This is a genomic window from Pseudonocardia terrae (assembly GCF_021343995.1).
Lineage (GTDB): Bacteria > Actinomycetota > Actinomycetes > Mycobacteriales > Pseudonocardiaceae > Pseudonocardia > Pseudonocardia terrae.
This window is the reverse complement of sequence record NZ_JAJTTE010000035.1, coordinates 1-19,089: the sequence shown is the minus strand read 5'-3', so window position 1 is coordinate 19,089 and position 19,089 is coordinate 1. Positions and strand designations below refer to the sequence as shown.

The 19,089-nt window shown below is 74.0% G+C and carries 23 protein-coding genes; 18 read left to right on the top strand and 5 right to left on the bottom strand.

The features are described from left to right. Positions 1–6 precede the first annotated feature (6 nt). Genes mshB through LWC33_RS22270 form a run of 3 tightly spaced genes read left to right on the top strand, consistent with a single transcriptional unit; the run spans position 7 to position 2,062 of the window. Positions 7–894, top strand: coding sequence for an N-acetyl-1-D-myo-inositol-2-amino-2-deoxy-alpha-D-glucopyranoside deacetylase (gene mshB / locus LWC33_RS22280; protein WP_233306372.1), 888 nt, complete (start codon positions 7–9; stop codon positions 892–894). Then, the gene (locus LWC33_RS22275; protein ID WP_233306371.1) at positions 894–1,301 is read left to right on the top strand and encodes a hypothetical protein; all 408 of its coding nucleotides are present in this window, start codon (positions 894–896) and stop codon (positions 1,299–1,301) included. The genes mshB and LWC33_RS22275 overlap by 1 nt, the downstream gene beginning before the upstream one ends. Further along, positions 1,298–2,062, top strand: a complete 765-nt coding sequence (locus LWC33_RS22270; RefSeq protein WP_233306370.1) for a hypothetical protein — start codon at positions 1,298–1,300, stop codon at positions 2,060–2,062. The genes LWC33_RS22275 and LWC33_RS22270 overlap by 4 nt, the downstream gene beginning before the upstream one ends. On the opposite strand, the gene LWC33_RS36200 is transcribed toward LWC33_RS22270, so the two are convergent. Further along, on the bottom strand, positions 2,059–3,063 hold the full coding sequence (locus tag LWC33_RS36200; RefSeq protein ID WP_233306369.1) for a GNAT family N-acetyltransferase: 1,005 nt from the start codon (positions 3,061–3,063) through the stop codon (positions 2,059–2,061). The genes LWC33_RS22270 and LWC33_RS36200 overlap by 4 nt on opposite strands. 102 nt (positions 3,064–3,165) lie before the next feature. Here LWC33_RS36200 and fdxA point away from each other — a divergent pair, with 102 nt between their 5' ends. Together fdxA and dapC are read left to right on the top strand one after the other, a co-directional pair. Next, the gene (gene fdxA, locus LWC33_RS22260) at positions 3,166–3,492 is read left to right on the top strand and encodes a ferredoxin (protein ID WP_233306368.1); all 327 of its coding nucleotides are present in this window, start codon (positions 3,166–3,168) and stop codon (positions 3,490–3,492) included. Further along, positions 3,489–4,607 (top strand): succinyldiaminopimelate transaminase, encoded by a 1,119-nt coding sequence (gene dapC / locus LWC33_RS22255; RefSeq protein ID WP_308190985.1) that lies wholly within the window; start codon positions 3,489–3,491, stop codon positions 4,605–4,607. The genes fdxA and dapC overlap by 4 nt, the downstream gene beginning before the upstream one ends. Before the next feature lie 43 nt (positions 4,608–4,650). Here the strand turns inward: dapC and LWC33_RS22250 are convergent, their stop codons facing one another. Continuing rightward, entirely contained in the window at positions 4,651–5,586 is a 936-nt protein-coding gene (locus LWC33_RS22250) for a CHAD domain-containing protein (protein ID WP_233306367.1), read from the bottom strand. A gap of 53 nt (positions 5,587–5,639) precedes the next feature. Beyond that, positions 5,640–6,575 carry a 2,3,4,5-tetrahydropyridine-2,6-dicarboxylate N-succinyltransferase gene (gene dapD / locus LWC33_RS22245; protein ID WP_233306366.1) on the bottom strand — a complete coding sequence of 312 codons (936 nt, stop codon included), beginning with the start codon at positions 6,573–6,575 and terminating at the stop codon, positions 5,640–5,642. A 1,306-nt stretch (positions 6,576–7,881) separates the two neighbouring features. Here dapD and LWC33_RS22240 point away from each other — a divergent pair. The 11 genes from LWC33_RS22240 to LWC33_RS22190 all read left to right on the top strand — a co-directional run bounded on the left by LWC33_RS22240 (position 7,882) and on the right by LWC33_RS22190 (position 15,305). Further along, positions 7,882–8,310, top strand: a complete 429-nt coding sequence (locus LWC33_RS22240) for an ArsR/SmtB family transcription factor (protein ID WP_233306365.1) — start codon at positions 7,882–7,884, stop codon at positions 8,308–8,310. After that, positions 8,307–8,798 (top strand): SRPBCC family protein, encoded by a 492-nt coding sequence (locus LWC33_RS22235; RefSeq protein ID WP_233306364.1) that lies wholly within the window; start codon positions 8,307–8,309, stop codon positions 8,796–8,798. The genes LWC33_RS22240 and LWC33_RS22235 overlap by 4 nt, the downstream gene beginning before the upstream one ends. Positions 8,799–8,819: 21 nt before the next feature. Continuing rightward, positions 8,820–9,893, top strand: a complete 1,074-nt coding sequence (gene dapE, locus LWC33_RS22230) for a succinyl-diaminopimelate desuccinylase (RefSeq protein ID WP_233306363.1) — start codon at positions 8,820–8,822, stop codon at positions 9,891–9,893. A 66-nt stretch (positions 9,894–9,959) separates the two neighbouring features. Next, a complete protein-coding gene (locus tag LWC33_RS22225) occupies positions 9,960–10,727 on the top strand; it encodes an LOG family protein (RefSeq protein WP_233306362.1) in 768 nt (255 codons plus the stop codon). Beyond that, positions 10,727–11,350 (top strand): LOG family protein, encoded by a 624-nt coding sequence (locus LWC33_RS22220; protein WP_233306361.1) that lies wholly within the window; start codon positions 10,727–10,729, stop codon positions 11,348–11,350. The genes LWC33_RS22225 and LWC33_RS22220 overlap by 1 nt, the downstream gene beginning before the upstream one ends. 65 nt (positions 11,351–11,415) lie before the next feature. Beyond that, a complete protein-coding gene (gene folP, locus LWC33_RS22215; RefSeq protein WP_233306434.1) occupies positions 11,416–12,228 on the top strand; it encodes a dihydropteroate synthase in 813 nt (270 codons plus the stop codon). A gap of 244 nt (positions 12,229–12,472) precedes the next feature. Beyond that, positions 12,473–13,426 carry a glucosyl-3-phosphoglycerate synthase gene (locus tag LWC33_RS22210; protein WP_255692504.1) on the top strand — a complete coding sequence of 318 codons (954 nt, stop codon included), beginning with the start codon at positions 12,473–12,475 and terminating at the stop codon, positions 13,424–13,426. Positions 13,427–13,538: 112 nt separating this feature from the next. Continuing rightward, positions 13,539–13,892, top strand: a complete 354-nt coding sequence (locus tag LWC33_RS22205; protein ID WP_233306360.1) for a DivIVA domain-containing protein — start codon at positions 13,539–13,541, stop codon at positions 13,890–13,892. Beyond that, positions 13,889–14,362, top strand: a complete 474-nt coding sequence (locus LWC33_RS22200) for an SRPBCC family protein (protein WP_233306359.1) — start codon at positions 13,889–13,891, stop codon at positions 14,360–14,362. The genes LWC33_RS22205 and LWC33_RS22200 overlap by 4 nt, the downstream gene beginning before the upstream one ends. Before the next feature lie 10 nt (positions 14,363–14,372). Further along, positions 14,373–14,966, top strand: coding sequence for a DNA-3-methyladenine glycosylase I (locus LWC33_RS22195; protein WP_372476671.1), 594 nt, complete (start codon positions 14,373–14,375; stop codon positions 14,964–14,966). 171 nt (positions 14,967–15,137) lie between these two features. Beyond that, entirely contained in the window at positions 15,138–15,305 is a 168-nt protein-coding gene (locus tag LWC33_RS22190; protein WP_081923922.1) for a DUF3117 domain-containing protein, read from the top strand. 42 nt (positions 15,306–15,347) lie between these two features. On the opposite strand, the gene LWC33_RS22185 is transcribed toward LWC33_RS22190, so the two are convergent. Further along, a complete protein-coding gene (locus tag LWC33_RS22185; RefSeq protein WP_233306358.1) occupies positions 15,348–15,617 on the bottom strand; it encodes a hypothetical protein in 270 nt (89 codons plus the stop codon). A 76-nt stretch (positions 15,618–15,693) separates the two neighbouring features. Here LWC33_RS22185 and LWC33_RS36195 point away from each other — a divergent pair, with 76 nt between their 5' ends. Further along, the gene (locus tag LWC33_RS36195; RefSeq protein ID WP_233306357.1) at positions 15,694–16,248 is read left to right on the top strand and encodes a CGNR zinc finger domain-containing protein; all 555 of its coding nucleotides are present in this window, start codon (positions 15,694–15,696) and stop codon (positions 16,246–16,248) included. A 145-nt stretch (positions 16,249–16,393) separates the two neighbouring features. Here LWC33_RS36195 and glgA read toward each other — a convergent pair whose 3' ends face one another. Then, positions 16,394–17,554: a glycogen synthase gene (gene glgA, locus LWC33_RS22175; protein WP_233306356.1), complete on the bottom strand. Its 1,161-nt coding sequence runs from the start codon at positions 17,552–17,554 to the stop codon at positions 16,394–16,396. A gap of 259 nt (positions 17,555–17,813) precedes the next feature. Here glgA and glgC point away from each other — a divergent pair, with 259 nt between their 5' ends. Then, positions 17,814–19,025 (top strand): glucose-1-phosphate adenylyltransferase, encoded by a 1,212-nt coding sequence (gene glgC, locus LWC33_RS22170; protein WP_233306355.1) that lies wholly within the window; start codon positions 17,814–17,816, stop codon positions 19,023–19,025. The last annotated feature ends 64 nt before the right edge of the window (positions 19,026–19,089 follow it).

Sequence of the window (19,089 nt, the reverse complement as noted above, 5' to 3'; positions counted from 1 at the left end):
CCCGCGGTGTTCGCTGCGTTCCCCGCGCTCCCGGCCCGCCGGGTGCTGTTCGTCCACGCGCATCCCGACGACGAGACCCTGACCACCGGCGGCGCCATCGCCCGGTACGCCGCCGACCCCGGAACGGCCTGCGTCGTCCTGACGTGCTCGCTGGGCGAGGAGGGCGAGGTCATCCCGCCGGAGCTGCGCGAGCTCGCGCCGGACCGCGGCGACCAGCTCGGCGGCTACCGGGTGCACGAGCTGGCCGGCGCCCTCGCCGCGCTGGGCGGCCCGGAGCACCGGTTCCTGGGCGGACTCGGGCGCTGGCGGGACAGCGGCATGGAGCACGGCGAGGGCACCCGGGCGGTCATCCCGGCGGTGCTGCACCCGCGGGCCCTCGCCGCGCCCGGGGCGTTCGACGAGCAGCTCGCGCAGCTGCTCGCCGTCGTCGACGAGCTGCGGCCCCAGGTCGTGGTCTCCTACGCCGACGACGGCGGCTACGGCCACCCCGACCACGTCCGCGCCCACGCGCTCACCATGGCGGCCGCGAAGGCCCGCCCGGAGGTCGTCGCGCGGGTGTTCCACGCCGTGCGGTCCCGCACCGAGCTCGACGCGGGGCTGGCGGGGATCAAGGGCCTGCCCGGGATGCCGTTCCGGTTCCCCGAGCCGGACGAGCTGCCCAGCGCGCCCGACGACGTCGTCACGACCCGGCTGGACGTGTCGGCGCACCGCGCCGCGCTCGTCGCGGCGATGCGGGCCCACGCCACGCAGATCGCGGTGTGGGAGCACGATGGTGCCGTGGCCTTCGCGATGAGCAACGACGTCGCACAGCCGCTGATCGATCGCGAGGAGTACGCGCTGGCGTCGGGGGCGGGGCCGGCCCCGGCCGACGACCTGTTCGCGGGGCTCGTCTGATGCGCTGGGTCACGCTCACGGCCCTGCTGGTGGCCGCGGCCCTGCTGGCGGCCCTGGAGCTGCTGTTCCAGCCGCTCCACATCGGGTCGGTGCCGGCCCCGATCGGCACGGTGCTGGTGCTGCTCACCATGCCGTGGCTGATCCACGCGACCACGGACGTCTCGTCGGCCACGGCCGTCGCGGCCTCGCCGCTGGTGGTCTGGGTCGTGGTCGTCGGGGTGCTCGGGTTCGCGGGCCCGGGCGGGGACGTGCTGCTCCCGGCGACCTGGCAGTCCCTCCTGCTGCTGGTCGCGGGCCTGCTCGCCGGTCTGCTGCCGCTGCGCAGGATCATCGAGGCCGCGGACCGGCAGCGGGCGCGCCGCTCGAACCAGCACGACGGCGACCCGCACGGGATGATCCGGTCGTGAGCGACGGACCCATTCCCGACGCGGCGGTCGTCGGGATCCTTCGGCCCTTCGTCCGGGCCACCCGGCCGATCCTCTCGGCACTGCGCGAGTCCGACCCCTTCGGCCTGCGCGGCCGCCACGGGGGCGACGACGGCGAGCGCACCACCCGCGACAAGATCCTCGACGCGCTGGCCGCGGCACCGGTGCCCGGCACCGCGGCCTGGGCCCGGATGGACGTGGCCGCGCGGCAGCGGTGGTGGATCTTCCGGGTCGGCCGGTTCGCCACCGCGGTCGCCGCGATCCCCGGCCTGGGCGGCGCGCTCGCCCGCACGCTGCCGGTCGGCGCGGCCATCGGCGCCGCGGCGCAGGGGATGCTGCTGGTCGCGGTGGCCGGCGAGCACGGCGTCACGGACGAGGACCGCCTCGTGTCGCTGCTGGCGTGGGTGATGTTCCGGCGCCGACCCGAGCTGGGCGGCGGCCCGACGGCGGCCGAGGACGCCGCCGCGGACGCCCGCGCCGCGGAGATCGAGGGCGACCTGGCGAAGGGGAGCCGGCCGACCGCCGCGAAGGTCGGCGCCGCGGTCTGGCGGCTCGGCCGGGCCCTCTACTCGGTCGAGGACGAGCTCGACAAGCGCCCGCACGGCCGCTTCTACCACGAGGCGATCGGGATGCTCCCGGTCGTCGGGGTGCTCGGGAAGTACCTCGGCGAGTGGTCCGGGCTCAAGCGCGCGGCCCGCGAGGCGCAGCGCTGGCTCGCGGGCCGGGGACTCGCGAGGGTCTAAGCCGCCCGGCCCGGGCCGAGGTAGTGGTAGCGGTGGTGCTCGGTGCAGCCCAGTTGCGCCCAGAAGGCGCGGGCGCCCTCGTTCTGCAGGTTGACCTGCAGCACCGCCCAGCGTGCGCCCTGCTCGCGGCCCCACGCGGCCGCGGCCGCCGTCAGCGCGGTGCCGACCCCCCGTCGTCGGGCCTCGGGGCGGGTGGCGAGCCGGGACAGGTGCAGATGGTCCTCGACGACGGCGGCCCGCAGCGCGCCCGTCGGCGTCCCGTCCGCGGCGCGGGCCACGGCGAAGCCCGGCCGCGCGGCCGCGGTGAGGACGTGCCGCTCCGCGTCGCTCGCCGGCGCACCGATGACGGCCCACCAGTCGTCCGTCGGGTGGGGGGTGAGCTCCACCGCGGCCGACGAGAGCGCCGCGAGGTCCGTGAGATCCGTGAGATCCGCCACCAGGACGGCGACCTCGGGCCCGGCCTGATGACCGCCGTCGAGCACCCAGCCCTCCCGCCGCGCGGCCTCGGACCAGGGCGACCCCATCGGCGTCTGCAGCCGCGGGACGAGACCGTGGTCGGCGGCGAACCCCACGACCCGGTCGAGCGCGGCGGCGGTCGGCAGGCCCGGGTCGCCCACGGCGAGCGCCGAGTTGGCCCGCCCCGTGAACCCGCCCGCCGCGCGCAGCCGCCAGCCGCCCAGCGGCTCGTCGACCAGGGCCGGCCAGGCGTCGGCACACAAGTTCTCCAGGCGGGACACCGCGCTCCACGAGGCACGCCGCGCCGGGGCCGGCGGCACCACCCGCACCGCGACGACGGCCGCGCGGTCGACCCGCACCGGCCCCTTCCGGGTGTCGACGACGACGGTGCCCGCCCCGCCGTCGGACAGCGCTCCGACGGCGTCGGTGTGGAGGGGGCGGCCCTCCCGCTCGCCGATCCGGTACCGCAGCGCGACCCGCTCGCCCAGCGCGGCGTCGATCAGTGCGGCGATCCCGGGCCGCCCGGAGTAATCGTCAGGGGTCACCGAGTGAGGCTTGCCTTCCCGTGTGTGAGTGGGTACCCGCGGGTTAACCTGCCACGGAGAACGCCCGCGCCAGAACAGCGCCCCGCTTGTGGAGGACCTTCCGTGACCTACGTGATCGCCGAGCCCTGTGTGGACCTCAAGGACAAGGCGTGCATCGAGGAATGTCCCGTGGACTGCATCTACGAGGGCGCCCGCATGCTGTACATCCACCCCGACGAGTGCGTGGACTGCGGTGCCTGCGAGCCGGTCTGCCCGGTCGAGGCCATCTACTACGAGGACGACGTCCCCGAGCAGTGGAGCCAGTACACCAAGGCCAACGCGGACTTCTTCGAGGAGCTGGGCTCGCCCGGCGGTGCCTCGAAGGTCGGGCTGACCGAGGCCGACCCGGAGCCCATCAAGAGCATGGCGCCGGTCGAGCACGACGAGTGAACGAGCGGCAGCGAGCGAACCCTCGGTGGGGCATCGCGCTCCCCGACTTCCCCTGGGACTCCCTCGCGGAGGTCAAGGCGCTCGCCGCCGGCCACCCCGGCGGCCTCGTCGACCTCTCGGTCGGCACCCCGGTCGACCCGGTCCCGGCGGTGATCCGGGCCGCGCTGACCGGTCCGGCCGCCGACGAGCCGGGCTACCCGACCACGTACGGGCCCGAGTCGCTGCGCGAGGCCCTCGCCGAGTCGCTGACCCGCCGCTTCGGCGTCGCGGGCGCCGACCCGGCCGCCGTGCTGCCCACGATCGGCTCCAAGGAGCTGGTCGCCTGGCTGCCGACGCTGCTCGGCCTCGGCGCCGGTGACGTCGTCGCGGTGCCCGAGCTGGCCTACCCGACCTACGAGGTGGGCGCGCTGCTGGCCGGAGCCTCGGTGGTCCGGCTGGCCGACGGGGAGGCCCCGCCCGCCGGCGCGAAACTGGTCTGGCTGAACTCGCCGTCGAACCCCACGGGCCGGGTGCTCGACGCCGCCGCCCTCCACGCCGCCGTCGACGCCGCGCGGGCCGTCGGCGCGGTCGTGGCGTCCGACGAGTGCTACCTCGGCCTGTCCTTCGGCGCGCCGGTCGCCTCGGTGCTCTCGCCCGAGGTGAGCGAGGGCCGGCACGAGGGCCTGCTGGCCGTGCACTCGATGTCCAAGACGTCGAACCTGGCGGGGTACCGCGCGGCGTTCGTCGCGGGCGACGCGGCGCTGGTGAAGACGCTGCTGGAGATCCGCAAGCACGCCGGCATGATCGTGCCGTTCCCGGTGCAGGCCGCGCTCGCCGCGGCCGCGGCCGACGACGCGCACGTCGCCGAGCAGGTGAAGATCTACGAGAAGCGGCGGTCCCGGCTGCGGGGCGCCCTCGAGCGCGCCGGCTACCGGATCGACCACTCCGAGGCCGGGCTCTACCTGTGGACGACCGAGGACCGCCCCTGCCGGGACACCGTCCGGTCGCTGGCCGAGCGCGGGATCCTGTGCGCGCCCGGCGAGTTCTACGGGCCCGCGGGCGCACAGCACGTCCGGATCGCGCTCACGGCCACGGACGAGCGGATCGACGAGGCGGTGCGGCGGCTCGAGGGCTGAGGCGCCCGAGCCGCCGCCTCGGATCCGGGGTTCGGAGTTCGGCTCAGATCTCGGCGGCGCGGGCCGCGACGTGCTCCCACGCCGCCCACCACTCGGCCCGCTTCTCGGTGGCCCGGGCCCGCTCACGCTCGACGAGCCGGCCCGCCACGAACACGACGTGCGCGTCGGGGTACTCGCCGAGGCCGTCGAGCAGCGCGCGGATGCGCTCCTCGGCCACGCACGCGTCCTGGTGGTCGCCGAGCACCTCCTGGAGCCCCGCGGTGGCCTTGAGCAGCCGCTTCACCGTCGCGCCGAGCATCGGTTCCACCAGCTCGCCGGTGTAGCGCACGCGCTTGCCCAGGATGCGCAGGTCGTGCAGCGTCTGGTCGGGCGGGTCGTCGCCGGAGCGGCGCACCGCCTTGCGCAGCCGGCGCACCTCCGCGCGCACCAGGTCGATCAGCTCGGGCTGCGCCTGGGTGGCGGACGGCGTCGGCAGCGGCAGCCGGATCGCGTCGGCCAGCCGCTCGAGCAGGGCCCGGTAGCGCCCGGACTCGAGCACCGCCAGCATGGCGGCCCGGGCGTCCTCGCGTTCGGCGTCGAGGGCGGCGACGAGCTGCTCGCCGGCCGCCTGCTCCCGCGCGGGCAGGGTCGCGATCTCGCCGCGCAGGCGCAGCAGCAGGACGTCCAGGTCGCGCACCGGCCCGAGGGCCCGGCCGAGCCACCCCAGCTCGGCCCGCAGCCCGTCGGCCCAGGTGCGGTCCAGCAGTGGTCGGGCGGCCTTCAGCGCCGCCCGCATCCGCCGCACCGCGACCCGCATCTGGTGCAGGTCCTCGATGTCGCTGCCCCCCCGGGTGCCCGGGTCGTGCGCGAGCAGGGCCCGCAGCCGCAGGTCGAGGGCGGCGCGGACGTGGTGCACCGGCGAGTCCGACGGCGCGGCCGTCAGCGGGGCCGGGAGGTCGGCGCAGGTGAGGGCGACCGGGGACGTGCTGGGAGCGGACACGAGCGGCCACCGTAGCCGACGGAGGTGAACGCCGGCACCGGCGCCCGGCTGGCTCAGTTCTTGTGCAGCGCCTCGTTGAGCGCGATGCCCTGGCCGGTGCGGGGAAGGGCCTCCACGGCGCCGGAGACGCTGTTGCGGCGCAGCAGCAGCCCGTTCTGGCCGGACAGGCTGCGGGCGGCCACCGAGGTGCCGTCCGGCAGGGCGACCTTCGTGCCCGCGGTGACGTAGAGGCCCGCCTCGACCACGCAGTCGTCGCCCAGCGAGATGCCGATGCCGGCGTTCGCGCCGAGCAGGCAGCGCTCGCCGATCGCGATGACCTCGGTCCCGCCGCCCGAGAGCGTGCCCATGATCGAGGCGCCGCCGCCCACGTCCGAGCCGTTGCCGACGACGACGCCGGCCGACACCCGGCCCTCGATCATCGACGAGCCCAGCGTGCCCGCGTTGAAGTTGACGAAGCCCTCGTGCATCACGGTGGTGCCCTCGGCGTGGTGCGCGCCGAGCCGGACGCGGTCGGCGTCGGCGATCCGGACGCCGGAGGGGAGCACGTAGTCGACCATCCGCGGGAACTTGTCGACGCCGTAGACGGTGACCGGCCCGCGCCTGCGGATCTTGGCGCGGACCAGCTCGAACCCGGCGACGGCGCAGGCGCCGAAGTTCGTCCAGACGACGTTCGCGAGCAGCCCGAACTGGCCCTCGAGACTGACCTCGTGGGGCTTCACGTGGCGGCCGGAGAGCAGGTGCAGGCGCAGGTAGACGTCGGCGGCGTCGACCGGCTTGTCGGCGAGCGAGCCGATCTCGGTGCGCACCACCTTCACGGTGACCCCGCGGTCGGCGTCCTCCCCGGCCAGCGGCTCCAGGTCGGCCGAGGTGTCGGGGGCGTCCGCGCCCAGGGCCGGGGCCGGGTACCAGACGTCGAGGACGGTCCCGTCGGCCGTGACGGTGGCCAGGCCGGTGCCGGAGGCGGGATCGGTGCGGAACTCGGTGCTCACGGACGTCGAATGTAACCGCCCTGACCCGCCCGGCCCTCCTCCGGGTGCGACCCCGGCCCGGTGCGGCGCTCGGGCGGTGCGGCCCTCGGGGCTGCGGTGGACGCGGGCCCGACGGTCGGCCGTCCTCGGCGCGGGCGATCCTGGCGCAGGCCCGATTCATGATCGGTGACCGTGGAGGGGGAAGGGCCGATTTCCGACTGTGCAGGTCCGTGCGAGGTGATCATGAGGAGCGGCCCGGCTGGTGATCGCTGGTCGGGGATGAGGAGGGTCGATTCCGACTGTGCGGGTCCGTGACGGTTGATCACGATGGCCGGCCTGGCCCCGGCCCGGATCGGCCCGGCCTGTGATCGCTGGTCGTGGACCCGCACAGTCGTAATTCGACCGTCGTGGTCCAGGGCTGTTGATCATGGAGTCGGGTCGTCGCGTGAGCGTAATTTCTGGGGGTGTGGGCCTGCCGAGCCGGGTGTGCGGCGAACCGGATCGAGGCCTCGCCCCTTCCGCGATCGCCGAGCGTGGACGGGAAGGGTCGGTTTCTGACTGTGCGGATCCGTGACGGTTGATCACGATGGCCGGCCCAGCCCAGCTCGACCCGGCCCGGATCGTGATCGCTGGTCGTGGACGGCGCAGGTCGGAATTCGACAGTCGTGGTCCATGACTGTTGATCATGGAGCGGGGTCGTCGCGTGGTCGCTGGTGTCGGAAGTGTGGGCCCGCCACGTCGGGGGTGCGACGGTCTGATCGAGGGCCTCGGCCCCAGTCCTGATCGCTGGTCGTGGATGGGTAGGGGCGGTTTCCGACTGTCTTCGTCCATGACGAGTGATCATGAGGGGCGGCCCGGCTGGTGATCGCTGGTCGTGGACCCGCGCAGTCGGAATTCGACCGTCGTGGTCCCTGACTGTTGATCATGAAGTCGGGGTCGTCGCATGAGCGTGATCTCCGGGGGCGTGGGCCCGCCGAGCCGGGTCTGCGGCGAACCGGATCGAGGCCCCGCCCGGTCTGCGGTGAACCGGATCGAGGCCCCGCCCCTTCCGTGATCGCCGATCCTGGACAGGGAGAGTCGATTTCCGACTGTGCGGGTCCGTGACGGTTGATCATGAGGACTGGCCCGGCTCGTGATCGCTGATCGTGGACGTCCGGAGTCGGAATTCGACCGTCGCGGTCCACGAGCACTGATCATGGAGAGCTGTGCCGTTTCTCTGCGACGTGCGGCTGGTCGAAGCGGGTGTGTCGGGGCGGAGGCGCGGGGCGAACCTCTAAAGTGTCGGAAGAAGTTGACATGTCGGAACTCTCCGACGCATCATGGTCCCGTGCCCGACGACGTCTTCCTCGCGTTGGCGAACCCGATCCGCCGACGGCTGCTGGAGCTGCTGGCCGAGGGCCCGCGCACCGCGGGGGCGCTGGCCGGGGAGTTCACGCTGAGCCGACCGGCGGTCGCCGAGCACCTGGGCGTGCTGCGGCGGGCCGGGCTGGTGCGGGACGAACCGAGCGGGCGGCAGCGGCACTACCACCTCGAGCCCGAGCCGCTGGCCGAGATCGGGGCGTGGCTCGCACCCTTCGAGCACTACTGGCGCGGTCGGCTGCGCGACCTCGCCGACCTCGTCGAGAACGACCTCGCCGAGACCCACCCCGCCGAGACCCACCCCGCGGAGGCCGACCTCGGCAAGGCCGGCCCCGGCGCGAACGAGAGGGAGGACGACATGGACAACGACATCGACAGCGAGACGGAGGACCGATGAAGGGCAGCCTCATCGCGGCCGTGACCGTGGACCAGTTCGTGGCCGGGCCGCCCGAGAAGGTGTGGCGCGCCCTCACCGAGCCCGAGCTGCTCGCGCGGTGGTGGGCGCCGGGGGACGTCGCGGCCCAGGTCGGGCACCGCTTCACCCTCGCGATGCCGGGCTGGGGCGACGTGGCCTGCGAGGTCCTCGAGGTCCGCGAGCCGGAGCGGTTCGTCTACACCTTCAACGGCACCTGGACGCTCACCTGGACCCTGGTGCCCGAGGGCCGCGGGACCCGGCTGATCCTGGAGCACTCCGGCTTCGACCTCGACGACCGGCAGGGCCGGTTCGCGTTCGACCGGATGGGACCGGGGTGGCGGGACCACGTCCTGCCGAGGCTCGCCGCCGTCGTCGAGGAGGAGACCGTCGTCGAGGAGGCGACCGTCGTCGAGGAGGCGACCGTCGTCGAGGAGGCGACGGTGCAGGACACGGGCGACATCACGCCGTGACCGCCGTGGAACAGTAGGCCCGTGAGCGCCCCGACCGTCGCCCTGGACCTGACCGACGACCCCGCCGCGCTGACCGCCGCGCTGGTCGACGTGGCCAGCGTGTCCGGCGAGGAGCGGGCGCTGGCCGACGGCGTCGAGGCCGCTCTGCGCGCGCAGGCCCCGCACCTCGAGGTCCTCCGGGACGGCGACGCCGTGCTGGCCCGGACCCACCTCGGCCGCGAGCGGCGGGTCCTGCTCGCCGGCCACCTCGACACGGTGCCGATCGCCGACAACGTGCCGAGCCGGCGGGAGGGCGACCTCCTCTACGGCTGCGGGACGAGCGACATGAAGGCCGGCGACGCGGTGTTCGCGCACCTCGCCGCGACGCTCACCGAGCCGCGGCACGACCTCACCCTCGTGTTCTACGACTGCGAGGAGGTGGAGGCGGTCCGCAACGGGCTCGGCCGGCTGGAGCGCAACCACCGGGACTGGCTCGCCGCCGACCTCGCCATCCTCGGCGAGCCCACGGACGGCGAGGTCGAGGCGGGCTGCCAGGGCACCCTGCGCGTCGAGGTCCGGACCACCGGGCGTCGGGCCCACTCCGCGCGATCCTGGTTGGGGGACAACGCGATCCACCACGCCGGCGAGGTCCTGCGCCGGCTCGCGGAGTACTCGCCCCGCCGCATGGACATCGACGGCTGCGAGTACCGCGAGGGCCTGCAGGCCGTCCGGATCGCGGGCGGGGTCGCGGGCAACGTCGTGCCGGACGAGTGCGTGGTCACCGTCAACTTCCGGTTCGCGCCGGACCGGTCCGTCGCGCAGGCCGAACAGCACGTCCGCGAGGTCCTCGAGGGCTTCGACGTCACCCTCACGGACTCGTCCCCCGGGGCGCTGCCGGGCCTGTCCGAGCCTGCGGCGCAGGAGTTCCTCGCCGCCACCGGCGCCACCGCGCGGGCCAAGTTCGGGTGGACGGACGTCGCGCGCTTCGCCGCGCTCGGGATCCCGGCGGTCAACTACGGCCCCGGCGACCCCAACCTCGCGCACACCCGCGACGAGCACGTCGACGTCACGGCGATCGCCCGCTGCACCGAGGTGCTCCGGACCTTCCTGCGCTGATCGTCCTGCGCTGATCGTCCCCGGCCTGACCACGGCTGTTCACGCCCGCTCCGTACGCTGGCGTTCATGAGCGCCAACGGGTCCGGGTCCCGCCCGGACGAGAGGCTGCGCGGTCCGGTCGTGCTGCGCCGCGAGCAGAAGATCGAACCGACGACGACCGACCAGCGCCTGCTCGACTCGCGCGGCCCCAGCGACTGGGTGCACACGGACCCGTGGCGGGTCATGCGCATCCAGGCGGAGTTCGTCGAGGGCTTCGGCATGCTGGCCGAGCTGCCCCGCGCCGTCACGGTCTTCGGTTCCGCCCGCACCCCGCGCGACCACCCCGAGTACGCCGTGGGCCGGGCGCTGGGCACGGCGCTGGCCGAGGCCGGGTACGCCGTCGTCACCGGGGGCGGGCCGGGCGCGATGGAGGCCGTGAACCGGGGCTGCCAGGAGGCCGGCGGGCTGTCGGTCGGGCTCGGCATCGAGCTGCCCTTCGAGCAGGGCCTCAACGACTGGGTCGACCTGGGCATCAACTTCCGCTACTTCTTCGTCCGCAAGACGATGTTCGTGAAGTACTCCCAGGCGTTCGTCTGCCTCCCCGGCGGGTTCGGCACGCTCGACGAGCTGTTCGAGGCCCTCACCCTCGTGCAGACGAAGAAGGTCACCAAGTTCCCGGTCGTGCTGCTCGGCCGGGACTACTGGCAGGGTCTCTACGACTGGATCGCCGGGCCGGTGCTGCAGTCGGGGAAGATCGGCGAGAAGGACCTGGCCCTCCTGCACGTCACCGACGACGTCGACGACGCCGTGAAGGTCGTGCACGACGCGTACCGGGCCTGGGAGGATGCGCACTGATGACGGTCGACGGGACGGCGATCGGGCGGGGCGGGCGCGACCCGCACGCCGTGTGCGTCTACTGCGGCTCGTCGGACGGGGTACCGCAGCGCTATCTGGACCTCGCCGCCAAGACGGGCACCGCGATCGCCGCCCGCGGCTGGATGCTCGTGTCCGGCGGCGGCCGCCGCTCCATGATGGGCGCGGTCGCGCTCGCGGCGCGGGCGGGCGGGGCGCGGACCGTCGGCGTCATCCCGCGGTCGATGGTGGAGCGCGAGTGGGCCGACCACGACTCCGACGAGCTCCTCGTCACCGAGACGATGCGCGAGCGCAAGGCCCTCATGGAGGCGCACGCCGGCGCCTTCCTCGCCCTCCCCGGCGGGCTCGGGACGTGCGAGGAGCTGTTCGAGGTGTGGACGGCCGGATCGCTCGACCTGCACGGCAAACCGGTCGTCGTGCTCGACCCGGACGGGCACTGGTCGGGCCTGCTCGACTGGGTGTCCGGCCTGGTCGAGAGCGGGTTCGCCGGCCGTGCGCCGGTGGAGCGGCTCGTCGTGGCGCGCACGGTCGACGAGGCGCTCGACGCCTGCGCGCCCGCGCCCGCCGCCCTGCACGGCGTATCCGTGTCACGATCGCAGGCGTGAGCACGCCGACCCTGCCGCCGCTGCGCTTCGGCACCCGCACCCCGGCCGGCGACCGGGCGCTGGTGATGGCGATCGTCAACCGCACCCCGGACTCCTTCTACGACCGGGGGGCCACCTTCGCCGACGAGGCCGCGTTGGCCCGGGTCGACGCCGCCGTCGCCGAGGGCGCCGACGTCATCGACATCGGCGGGGTCAAGGCGGGCCCGGGCGCGGTCGTCGACGTCGACGAGGAGATCCGCCGGGTCGTGCCCTTCGTGGCCGCGGTGCGCGAGCGGCACCCCGACGTCGTGATCAGCGTGGACACCTGGCGCGGTGAGGTCGGCAGGCTGACCGTCGCGGAGGGCGCGGACCTGCTCAACGACACCTGGCAGGGCGCGGACCCCACCCTGGCAGAGGTGGCCGCCGAGACGGGCGTCGGGATCGTCTGCTCGCACACCGGGGGAGCGGTGCCCCGCCGGCGGCCGCACCGGGTGCGGTACGCCGACGTCGTCGCCGACGTGGTCGCCGAGGTGACCGGCCAGGCCGAGCGCCTGGTCGCGATGGGCGTGCCGCGCGAGGGGATCCTCGTGGACCCGACGCACGACTTCGGCAAGAACACCTGGCACGGACTCGCCCTGCTGCGGCACTGCGACACCCTGGTCGCGACGGGGTGGCCGGTGCTGATGGCGCTGTCGAACAAGGACTTCGTGGGGGAGACCCTCGGGACGGACGTCGACGGCCGGCTGGAAGGCACACTCGCGGCCACGGCGCTCGCCGCGGCGGCCGGCGCCCGGGTGTTCCGGGTGCACGAGGTGGCCGAGACCCGACGCGTGCTCGACATGGTCGCGTCGATCGCGGGTACCCGGCCGCCCGCCCGCTCGGTGCGGGCACTGGCATAGGCACAGGCGTAGAAAGGGAGTCGGATCACCCGGAAGAATGGTTTGAGGCTTCACGTGACCGCGTTCTCGGAACGGCATCGCCGCTCTTCACAGCTCCGTAACCTCGTGATACCTCCGCAGTAATCGGAGCCAGAACTAATCGGGTCCAGCCGGCGCTCACCCCTCCGCTGCGCCCCGGCCGCTCCATCGAGTTGTCCGTCCGTCCCTCGCGTAGACCACGCCCGAGACCGACCCGAGGAGAACCATGAAGCCCATCACCGAGGACTGGTTCGCCCGTCGCACCTGGCAGACACCCGACTGGACCGTCGAGGACCTCGTCGCCGCGAAGCGCGGCCGGACGGTCTCCGTCGTGCTCCCCGCGCTGAACGAGGAGGCGACGATCGGGGCGATCGTCGCCGGCATCCGGCCCTTCACCGAGGGCGAGCGGCCCCTGGTCGACGACCTGCTGGTCATGGACTCCGGGTCCACCGACGACACCCTCGCGATCGCCCGTGCGAACGGCGCGCGGGTCGCGCTGCGCACGGACGTCGTGCCCCATCTCGAGCCGGTCCCGGGCAAGGGCGAGGTGCTGTGGCGCTCGCTCGCCGCCACGGACGGCGACGTCGTCTGCTTCATCGACTCGGACCTGGTCGACTTCGATCCCGGGTTCGTGCCCTCGCTGCTCGGCCCGCTGCTGCTGGCCCACGGCGTGCACCTGGTCAAGGGCTTCTACCGGCGCCCGCTGCGGCTGGAGGTGAGCGACTCCGGCGCCCTGGACCACGGCGGCGGCAGGGTGACGGAGCTGGTCGCGCGCCCGCTGCTGTCGGCGCTGCGACCCGAGCTCGCCGGGATCGTGCAGCCGCTGGGCGGCGAGTACGCCGGGACCCGCGAGCTGCTGGAGTCCGTCCCGTTCGCCACGAGCTACGGGGTCGAGATCGGACTGCTCCTCGACACGGTGGAATCCTTCGGGCTCGACGCGATCGCGCAGGTCAACCTGGGTGTGCGCAAGCACCGCAACCGCAACCTGATGGACCTCGGCGTGATGTCGCGGCAGATCACCGCCACGGCGCTGCGCCGCTCCGGGCTGCCGGACACCGGCGCCGCACTCACCCAGTTCGTGCAGGTCGGCGGCGAGTGGGTGCCCAACAGCCGGGAGCTGGACCCCACCGAGCGGCCACCGATGCGCACGCTCGTCGCGGCGCCGGACCAGGTCGCCTGACTGTCGCCTGGCCGGGTCGCCTGGCCGGGTCGCCTGGCCGGGTCGACTGAGCAGGACCGCGCCGCAGCGGGGTCTGCTCGCGCGCCGTCCCCGGCCGTGATGGGATGCCCGGGTGGGGACCGCGCTCATCTACCTGCTCGTCGTCGCGGTGGTGGCGGCGGTGGTGTTCGTGCTCGCCGCGCTCGTGTTCGGTCGCGGCGAGGAGCTGGCCCCCCTCGCCCCGGGGGCCACGCCGACCAGGCTGCCGGCCGACGCCGTCCACGGCGCCGACGTGCGCGACCTGCGCTTCCAGCAGGCGTTGCGCGGCTACCGGATGGGCGAGGTCGACTGGGTGCTCGACCGGCTGGCCGAGGAGCTCGACCGGGTCACCGACGAGCGCGACCGGGTGACGGACGAGCGCGACGCCCTCGCCCTGCGGGTGCGGGAGCTCGAGGCCACCCCACCGCGGGCGGAGGGCGACCGATGAGGGCCCGCCGCGACCTGGTCGTCGCCGTCGACGTGGCCGCCCCGGCCGCGACCGTCTGGGACCTCGTCACGGACTGGGAGCGACAGCGGGAGTGGATCCTCGCCACCCGCGTGCGGGTGGTGTCCGGCGACGGCCGCACGCCGGGTTCGGTGGTCATGGCCGTGACCGGGGTGGGCGACGTCGGCGTCGTCGACACCATGACCGTCACCGCGTTCGAGCCCGCGCCGGAGGGCGGTGGCCGGGTGGACGTCCGGCACACCGGGCTCGTCGTGACGGGGGACAGCTCGTTCGTCGTGACGGCGCAGGGTGCGGATCGCTGCCGGTTCACCTGGACCGAGGGCCTGGAGCTGCCGTTCGGCCGGATCGGGGCCCTCGGCTGGCCTCTCGTCCGACCCGCGACGACCGCGGGGTTCCGGTTCTCCCTGCGCCGGCTCGCCCGGCTGGCCGAAACGGTCGGACCCACCGCGTAGCGTCCCGCCCGTGACCGTGTCCGATGCTGTGAGCCGTTGCGGCTGGGCGACCTCCGCGCCCGACTACGTCGCCTACCACGACGAGGAGTGGGGCCTCCCGCTGCACGGCGAGCGGGCGATGTTCGAGCGGCTGACCCTCGAGGCGTTCCAGTCGGGACTGTCCTGGCTGGTCATCCTGCGCAAGCGGCCGCACTTCCGGAAGGCGTTCGCCGACTTCGACCCGGCCGCCGTCGCGGCGTTCGGCGAGCACGACGTCGAGCGTCTCCTGGGCGACGCGGGGATCGTCCGCAACCGCGCCAAGATCGAGTCGACCCTGGCCAACGCCCGGGCGGTGCTCGCGCTGGACACCCCGCTCGACGAGCTGCTCTGGTCCTTCGCGCCCGCCGAGCACGTCCGGCCGGCCACCCTGGCCGACGTCCCGGCCGTCACGCCGGAGTCGAAGGCCATGGCGAAGGAGCTCAAGCGCCGCGGGTTCCGGTTCGTCGGGCCGACCACGTGCTACGCGCTGATGCAGGCCGCCGGGCTGGTCGACGACCACGTCGCGGACTGCTTCCGGGCGGCCGGACCGGGCACCGTGGAGAGCCCCGCGTCCACCCCGGACTAGCCCTGCGCGATCCGCGACAGGCCGGTTGCGCTGCGTGAACGCCACGCGGTTGATCGCCTCGGTTGCGTGTCGAGATCCGCGATGGGGAAGAATGAGGGCCACCATCCCGCCTGTGCGCGCTCCCCAGCGCATCGGCGCCCTGCACGAGACGACAGACGGAGGGAGCAGGACATGGCGGCGATGAAGCCCCGGACCGGCGACGGACCCCTGGAAGTGACCAAGGAGGGCCGGGGCATCGTGATGAGGGTGCCGCTCGAGGGCGGCGGCCGCCTCGTCGTCGAGATGACGCCCGAGGAGGCCGAGAACCTCGGCGAGGCCCTACGCGGCGCGACCGGCTGAGGCTCGCCCGCGAGGGGCCGGACGGCGGCGGTCCGGGTCTCGTCAGGCCCGGACCGCGTGCAGGTCGCGGGAGCGCAGCCCCGAGGCGCCCGCGACCCCGGTCCCGGCCGTGTCCTCGACAGCGCCCGACGCCGTGCCCGTGACGGTGCCCGGCTCACCGGGGAAGACGCGCTCCGGCGCGGCCGGGATCGTCAGCATCTCGATCGACACCGCTCCGCACGCGCATCGCTTGTAGCGCACCCACCCCTCCGAGGTGTGGTGCGTGGAGAGCGTGGTGGCGCCTGCGGTCTGTCCGCACCGCGCACAGCGCATGAGGGTCCCCTCGATTCGGTAATATGCATCCGTCGTTGACGGCTTACTCTTCGAGGGTAGCAGGTGTAAGAGGCCAGTGGATTTCATCGGTTACCGGAGTGACGCGCTCGGTGCGGCCGTCGCGCTCGTCAACACCGTGACGGCGCCGCCGCGCGGCACCCTGGAGGAGGTCGCGCCGCCGGACCGGCTGCGGCGCGTCCTGGTGGAGCACGGGTACATCGCCGGGCGGGCGCCCGCCTCGATCGAGACCGACCTGCGCGGGTGGGCGGGCCGGCTGCGCACCGTCTTCGACGCCGAGGACCTCGACACCGCGGCCGCCGCCGTGAACGCCCTGCTCGGCGACGTGCGGATCGGGCCGCACCTGACCCGGCACGACGGGGAGGGCTGGCACCTGCACTACTCGCCGCCCGACGCCGGCGTCCTCGACCGGCTCCGTTCCACCACGGCGTTCGCGCTCGCGATGCTGGTGTCGGAGTACGGCCTCGACCGGCACGGCCGCTGCGCGGCCGACGGGTGCGAACGAGTCTTCGCCGACACCTCCCGCAACGCCGCCCGCCGGTACTGCTCGCCGGCCTGCGCCAACCGGTCCGCGGTCGCCGCGCACCGGGCCCGGCAACGCTCAGCCCGCTGACCGGCCTCACGGAAGCTCAGGGCGCGACTCGCGGAAGCTCAGGGCGCGACTCGCGGGAGCTCAGGGCGCGACTCGCGGGAGCTCAGGGCGCGACTCGCGGGAGCTCAGGGCGCGATTCGCGGGAGCTCAGGGCGCGATTCGCGGGTTACAAGCCCTGGTAGATGGCGAGGGTGCGTTCGGCGGCGGTGGACCAGGCGAACTCCCGCACCGCCCGCTCCCGTCCGGCGCTGCCCATCGCCGCGGCCCGCTGCGGGTCCCGCACCAGCTCGTTGATCGCGGCGGCCAGGCCGGCGCGGAAGGCCGGGACCGCGTTCTCGTCGTAGTGCACGAGCAGCCCGGTCTCACCGCCCGCCACGACCTCGGGGATGCCGCCGACGTCCGAGGCCACGACGGCGGTGCCGCACGCCATCGCCTCGAGGTTCACGATGCCGAGCGGCTCGTAGACCGAGGGGCACACGAACACGGTCGCGGCGGAGAGCAGCTGCCGGACCTCCGCGGTGCCCAGCATCCGCCGCACCCAGATCACGCCCGGCCGGGAGGCCGCCAGCTCGCCGACCGCCTTCTCGGTCTCCTCCGCGATCTCCGGGGTGTCCGGCGCGCCGGCGCAGAGCACGATCTGCGCCTCCTCGGCCACGTCGTGCGCCGCGGCGATGAGGTGCGCGAGGCCCTTCTGCCGGGTGATCCGCCCGACGAACACCACGCTCGGCCGATCCGGGTCCACCCCGTTCGCGACGAGGGCCTCCCGGCCGGGGTCGGGGCGGTAGAACTCCGTGTCGATCCCGTTGTGCACCACGTGGACGCGGGCCGGGTCGAGCGCCGGGTAGCACTCCAGGACGTCCGTGCGCATGCCCTCGCTGACCGCGATGACGGCGTCGGCGGCCTCGTAGGCGGTCCGCTCCACCCAGGACGACAGCGCGTACCCGCCGCCGAGCTGCTCGGCCTTCCACGGCCGGCGCGGCTCCAGCGAGTGCGCGGTGACCACGTGCGGGATGCCGTACAGGAGCTTCGCGAGGTGCCCGGCCATGTTGGCGTACCAGGTGTGCGAGTGCGCGATGTCCACGCCCTCCAGGCCCGCCACCATCGTCAGGTCCGTGCCGAGCGTCTGGAGCGCGGCGTTGGCGCCGGCCAGCCCGCCGGGTGTGGGGTAGGCCCGGACGCCGTCGCGCGGGGGCCCGTCGGGAGAGCCGAAGCAGTGCACGTCGACGTCGACCAGCGCGCGCAGCGCCGGCACGAGATGGGCGACGTGCACCCCCGCCCCGCCGTAGACGTCCGGGGGGTACTCGCGGGTGAGCAGACCGATCCGCACGCGGCCACACGCTATCGGTAGATCGGCGCGCGCACAGCACGAACCGGCCGGGCGAGAGGTACGGCACGAACGGCACGCGAGTCACGCTTCGTCTGGCCGGGTACACCTCCGGCGCACTAGGGTTCACGCTCGAGACGCCCCGGCGCCGACAGGGCGGCCGGCAGGACCGTCGACGGTGGTCCCGACCCAGGGACCGCGGTGCGACGAGGGACGGGGGACAGCGGTGACGACCTCCTCGCGGATGCTGGCTCCGGGGGGCATGCCCGCCAACGTCCTGGGCATCGTCCTGGCGGGGGGCGAGGGCAAGCGGCTCTGGCCGTTGACGGCGGACCGGGCCAAGCCCGCGGTGCCGTTCGGCGGCAACTACCGGCTGATCGACTTCGTGCTGTCGAACCTGGTCAACGCCGGGATCCACCAGATCTGCGTGCTCACCCAGTACAAGTCGCACTCGCTCGACCGGCACATCTCCACCACCTGGCGGCTCTCGAGCGTGCTGGGGCAGTACATCACCACCGTGCCGGCGCAGCAGCGCCTCGGCCGGCGCTGGTACACCGGCAGCGCCGACGCGATCTTCCAGAGCCTCAACCTGGTCTACGACGAGCGGCCGGACTACATCGCCGTGTTCGGCGCCGACCACGTGTACCGCATGGACCCGGGCCAGATGATCGCCCAGCACATCGCCACGGGCGCGGGCGTCACGGTCGCGGGCATCCGGGTGCCGCGGGTCGAGGCCAAGGCCTTCGGCTGCATCGACTCGGACGAGAGCGGCAAGATCGTCGGCTTCCTGGAGAAGCCGTCCGACCCGCCGCACGTGCCGGACGACCCCGAGGTCACCTTCGCCTCGATGGGCAACTACGTCTTCACCACGGACGCCCTGATCGACGCCCTGCGCGCCGACGCCGAGGACGGCGACTCCGACCACGACATGGGCGGCGACATCATCCCGCGCATGGTCAAGGACGGCGACGCGCACGTCTACGACTTCGCCGACAACGTCGTCCCGGGCGCGACCGACCGGGACTCGGGCTACTGGCGCGACGTCGGGACGATCGACGCCTACTACGACTCGCACACCGACCTGGTGAGCATCCTGCCGGTCTTCAACCTCTACAACATGCGCTGGCCGATCCGTACGGCCACGCCGCCGTTGCCGCCCGCGAAGTTCGTGGAGGGCGGGATCGCGCAGGACTCGATCGTCGGCGCGGGCTCGATCATCTCCGGCGCGATCGTGCGCCGCTCCACGATCAGTCCGGGCGTGACCGTGCAGACCGGGGCCGAGATCTCGGACTCGGTGATCATGCCGGGCGTGCGCATCGGCCGGGGCGCGGTGGTGCGCCGGGCCATCCTGGACAAGAACGTCGTGGTGCCCGACGGCGCGCTGATCGGCGTCGACCTGGCCCTGGACCGGGCGCGCTACACCGTCAGCCCGGGCGGGGTCGTCGTGCTGGGGAAGGGCGTGACCGCCCTCTAGGGACGTCCCCTAGACGGTATGGGAAGCCTGGGCTGGGGCCTCACCGCATGTGAACGTGGGTTGC

Excerpts from the sequence above, each read along its gene's own strand:
- LWC33_RS22275 (WP_233306371.1), top strand. The coding sequence starts at position 894 with ATGCGCTGGGTCACGCTCACGGCCCTGCTGGTGGCCGCGGCCCTGCTG.
- LWC33_RS22235 (WP_233306364.1), top strand. The coding sequence starts at position 8,307 with ATGAAGGGCAGCCTCATCGCGGCCGTGACCGTGGACCAGTTCGTGGCC.
- LWC33_RS22225 (WP_233306362.1), top strand. The coding sequence starts at position 9,960 with ATGAGCGCCAACGGGTCCGGGTCCCGCCCGGACGAGAGGCTGCGCGGT.
- LWC33_RS22220 (WP_233306361.1), top strand. The coding sequence starts at position 10,727 with ATGACGGTCGACGGGACGGCGATCGGGCGGGGCGGGCGCGACCCGCAC.
- folP (WP_233306434.1), top strand. The coding sequence starts at position 11,416 with ATGGCGATCGTCAACCGCACCCCGGACTCCTTCTACGACCGGGGGGCC.
- LWC33_RS22210 (WP_255692504.1), top strand. The coding sequence starts at position 12,473 with ATGAAGCCCATCACCGAGGACTGGTTCGCCCGTCGCACCTGGCAGACA.
- LWC33_RS22200 (WP_233306359.1), top strand. The coding sequence starts at position 13,889 with ATGAGGGCCCGCCGCGACCTGGTCGTCGCCGTCGACGTGGCCGCCCCG.
- LWC33_RS22190 (WP_081923922.1), top strand. The coding sequence starts at position 15,138 with ATGGCGGCGATGAAGCCCCGGACCGGCGACGGACCCCTGGAAGTGACC.
- LWC33_RS22185 (WP_233306358.1), bottom strand. The coding sequence starts at position 15,617 with ATGCGCTGTGCGCGGTGCGGACAGACCGCAGGCGCCACCACGCTCTCC.
- glgC (WP_233306355.1), top strand. The coding sequence starts at position 17,814 with ATGCCCGCCAACGTCCTGGGCATCGTCCTGGCGGGGGGCGAGGGCAAG.